Source organism: Geodermatophilus chilensis (assembly GCF_002802985.1).
GTDB lineage: Bacteria > Actinomycetota > Actinomycetes > Mycobacteriales > Geodermatophilaceae > Geodermatophilus > Geodermatophilus chilensis.
The window spans coordinates 1-3295 of sequence record NZ_NVPT01000287.1; the positions used below are offsets into that span (position 1 = coordinate 1).

Here is a 3295-nt window from a genome sequence, read left to right on the forward strand (position 1 = left end):
ATCGGTCAGATCCGAGGGATAGGCCGGGGAAGAGCCCATGAACCAGCCTGACTCACCGCTCGACCCCTGTCACCCCCGCTTTCTAAACACGTTCTGAGAGCCTCCCGACCCTCTTCGCCCGACGTCGGGCGAGCGTCCCGGGAGGACAGAGGCACGTCGCCAGGACGGGAACGGGTCGCCGCTCACGGGGATGCGACCGCGGGCCTGCCGCGCCGGGTGTCGAGGCAGTCACCCCACTCACCTGGTGGGTCGCCCAGGAGCCCATGCCTGGCCTCGAGGCGGGCTTACTGCTCCGGTGCGGTGCAGCCATCAGGCAATCGCTGGGGGCTGCTCTCCGCGGATCGTCACTCCTGACTGCATTCGGGCTGGGAGCGGCAGGATCTCTCACGAAGGCGCAGTCGGGCTGCAGGCGATGGCTTTCGGCAGCGCCATCCCGTGGCCCGGGGCGGGTCGAGCCGGAGCATCGCCCGTGCCAGCCCGTGGTCCGACAAAGTCGGCGAGGGTGGCGCGCGCACCCCGTTCGCGCAGGGACGTCAGGGCCCGTCGGTAGGGTGCCACGAACCGCTCGTCGTCCACGAGGTCGCCGAAGATGCTCCGCTCGGCGATGAAGGCGAGCGGGTCCTCGCCGAGCCGACTGGCGTTGGCCCGGAGGCGCTCCGCATGGCGATCCACGAGTGTGATGGAGCCTCCGTGGTCGTCGAGTCCTTCGGCGAACCGGGCCCAGCTGGCGACGACGGCCGCGGCCCGGTGCACCTCCCCACCCTGGGCCAGACCGGCGTGGATCACCGGCAGCACGTACTTGGGGATCAGCGCGGAGGTTTGGGCGCACAGCCGTGCCACGGTGTCAGCAACTGCGGCACTGCTGAAACGCTGGAGAAGGGTCCGCTTGTAGTCCTCGAGGTCCACCCCCGGCACGGCCTGCAACGTGGGCCCGACCTCGCGATCCATGTAGTCCTGCAGGAACCGCGACCACAGCGGGTCCCGGCAGGCCTCGTGCACGAAGCGGTAGCCGGCCAGGTGAGCGAAGTAGGCCAGCGCCTGATGACTCCCGTTGAGCAGCCGCAGCTTCATCGCCTCGTAGGGGGTGACGTCCGCGACCAACTGCACACCGGCGTCCTCCCATGGCGGACGACCGGCGGGGAAGCGATCCTCGACGACCCACTGGACGAACGGCTCACACACCACCGGCCACGCGTCGACCACACCGAGCCGTTCGTGGACCAACGCCACGTCGGCGGGCGTGGTGATCGGGGTGATCCGGTCGACCATGCTGTTCGGGAAAGACACCTCCCGCTCGACCCACGCGCCCAGGGCCGGATCCCGCAGGGTCGCGAACGCGGCGAACGCCCGCCGGGCGACGTCACCGTTGCCCTGCAGGTTGTCGCAGGACAGCACGGTGAACGGCGCGAGGCCCCGGCTCCGACGGCGCGCCAGCGCCTCGATCACCAACCCGAAGGTGGTGCGGAGGACCGCGTCGGGCCGCAGGTCGGCTCGAACGTCCGGCGTGCTGACGTCGAAGACGCCGGTCACCGGGTCGGTGTTGTAGCCCCGCTCGGTGATCGTCAGTGACACGATCCGGGTATCGGCGTCCGCCATCTTCTCGACCACGGCCTCCGGGTCGTCGGGCGCCAGGAGGTACTCGACGATGGAACCGATGACCCGGGGCTCGAGCGAGCCGTCCGGGTACTTGACGAGGAGGGTGTACAGGCCGTCCTGAGCAGTCAGGGCCTGCTGCATGCGGCGATCCGCGGGGAGGACGCCGACCCCGCAGATGCTCCAGTCGAGGGCCCGGCCGGCGTCCATGAGCCGGTCGGCGTACATCGCCTGGTGCGCGCGGTGGAAGCCGCCGACGCCGACGTGCACGATGCCGGTGCGGACACGGCGACGGTCGTAGGACGGGATCGCGGCCGCTGCCGCGAGCGACCGCAGCGTGCCGGCGTTCAAAGGGGCCATCGGCAGGCTCCGTGGCGGGCGAGGCGGCACGGGACCTGGGCAACCTAACGTCAAGTCAGGGTTGCGCTCCACCAGTGGCCGTCGTCCCGGCCGGGCTGGGTCGTGAAAGCTAGCGGGCGCATCGACGTCCACCGCGTCCGACGACTGTCCGGACTCAGGACGCGAATGCTCCGACCCGCGCTCGGCGGTCAGGCAGCGGCCGTCCCGTCTTGCTGGGCCGCCGCGTCCCTCGCCGCCTTGTCCGAGGGCAGGAAGATCTGAGCGGGGTCGCGTTCCACCGCGTCGCCGAGGACGTCGTCGATCCGGGTCATGACGTCGGCTTCAAGTCGGACGCCGGCCGCCTTGACGTTGTCGCGGACCTGCTGCGGGCGGCTGGCGCCGATGATCGCCGCGGCCACGTTGGGGTTCTGCAGCACCCAGGCCAGCGCCAGCTGCGCCATCGTCAGGCCGAGGTCCTCCGCGGTGGGGCGCAGCTGCTGCACCCGGGTGAGGACGTCGTCGGCGAGGAACCCTGTGATGTTGAAGCCCACGCCCGCATGGCTGGCACGGCTGCCGGCCGGGGGCTGCTCGCCCGGCCGGTACTTGCCGGTGAGCACGCCCTGGGCCAGCGGGGACCAGACGATCTGAGACAGCCCCTCCTTCTCGCAGGTGGGGACGACCTCGGCCTCAACGACCCGCCACAGCATCGAGTACTGCGGCTGGTTGCTCACCAGCTGGACGCCGAGGTCCCGGGCCAGCGCGGCGCCAGTGACGATCTGGTCGGCGCGCCACTCCGAAACACCGAGGTAGAGCACCTTCCCGGCCCGCACCAGGTCGGCGAAGGCCGTCACCGTCTCCTCCAGCGGCACCGTGGGGTCGTAGCGGTGCGCCTGATAGAGGTCGATGTGGTCAGTCTGCAACCGCCGCAGCGAGGCGTGGCAGCTCTCGAAGATGTGCTTACGGGACAGGCCGCCGTCGTTGGGGCCGGGCCCGGTCGGCCAGTACACCTTCGTCGAGATCTCCAGGCCCTCGCGGCGCTGGCCGGCCAGCGCCCGGCCGAGGACCGATTCGGCCTTCGTGCCGGCGTAGACGTCGGCGGTGTCGAAGGTCGTGATCCCGACGTCGAGGGCCGCATGCACACACGCCACCGCGGCGTCCTCGTCCACCTGACTGCCGTGGGTCAGCCAGTTGCCGTAGGCGATCCGGGAGATGTTCAGGCCGGAGCGGCCCAGTCGACGGAACTCCACGCCTGCGGACCGTAGTACCGGAGGCGCGGCTGGCCCGTGGGGATGGCACGCCCGTGCCGTTGCGTCGTCTGCCTCGGCCTGCGACGGTTCGCCCGGGCAAGGGCCGAGGGAAGGTG

At 70.8% G+C, this 3295-nt stretch carries 2 protein-coding genes; both read right to left on the reverse strand.

What is annotated here, in order from left to right; all coding sequences use genetic code 11:
- Positions 1-384 precede the first annotated feature (384 nt).
- A complete protein-coding gene (locus CNO22_RS26320) occupies positions 385-1953 on the reverse strand; it encodes a mannitol dehydrogenase family protein (RefSeq protein WP_100502191.1) in 1569 nt (522 codons plus the stop codon).
- A 188-nt stretch (positions 1954-2141) separates the two neighbouring features.
- Positions 2142-3179, reverse strand: a complete 1038-nt coding sequence (locus tag CNO22_RS26325; protein ID WP_100502192.1) for an aldo/keto reductase family protein — start codon at positions 3177-3179, stop codon at positions 2142-2144.
- Between the last annotated feature and the right edge of the window lie 116 nt (positions 3180-3295).

What these genes read in the sequence shown, in the direction of transcription:
- CNO22_RS26320 (WP_100502191.1), bottom strand. Translation starts at nt 1,953, where the DNA reads ATGGCCCCTTTGAACGCCGGCACGCTGCGGTCGCTCGCGGCAGCGGCC.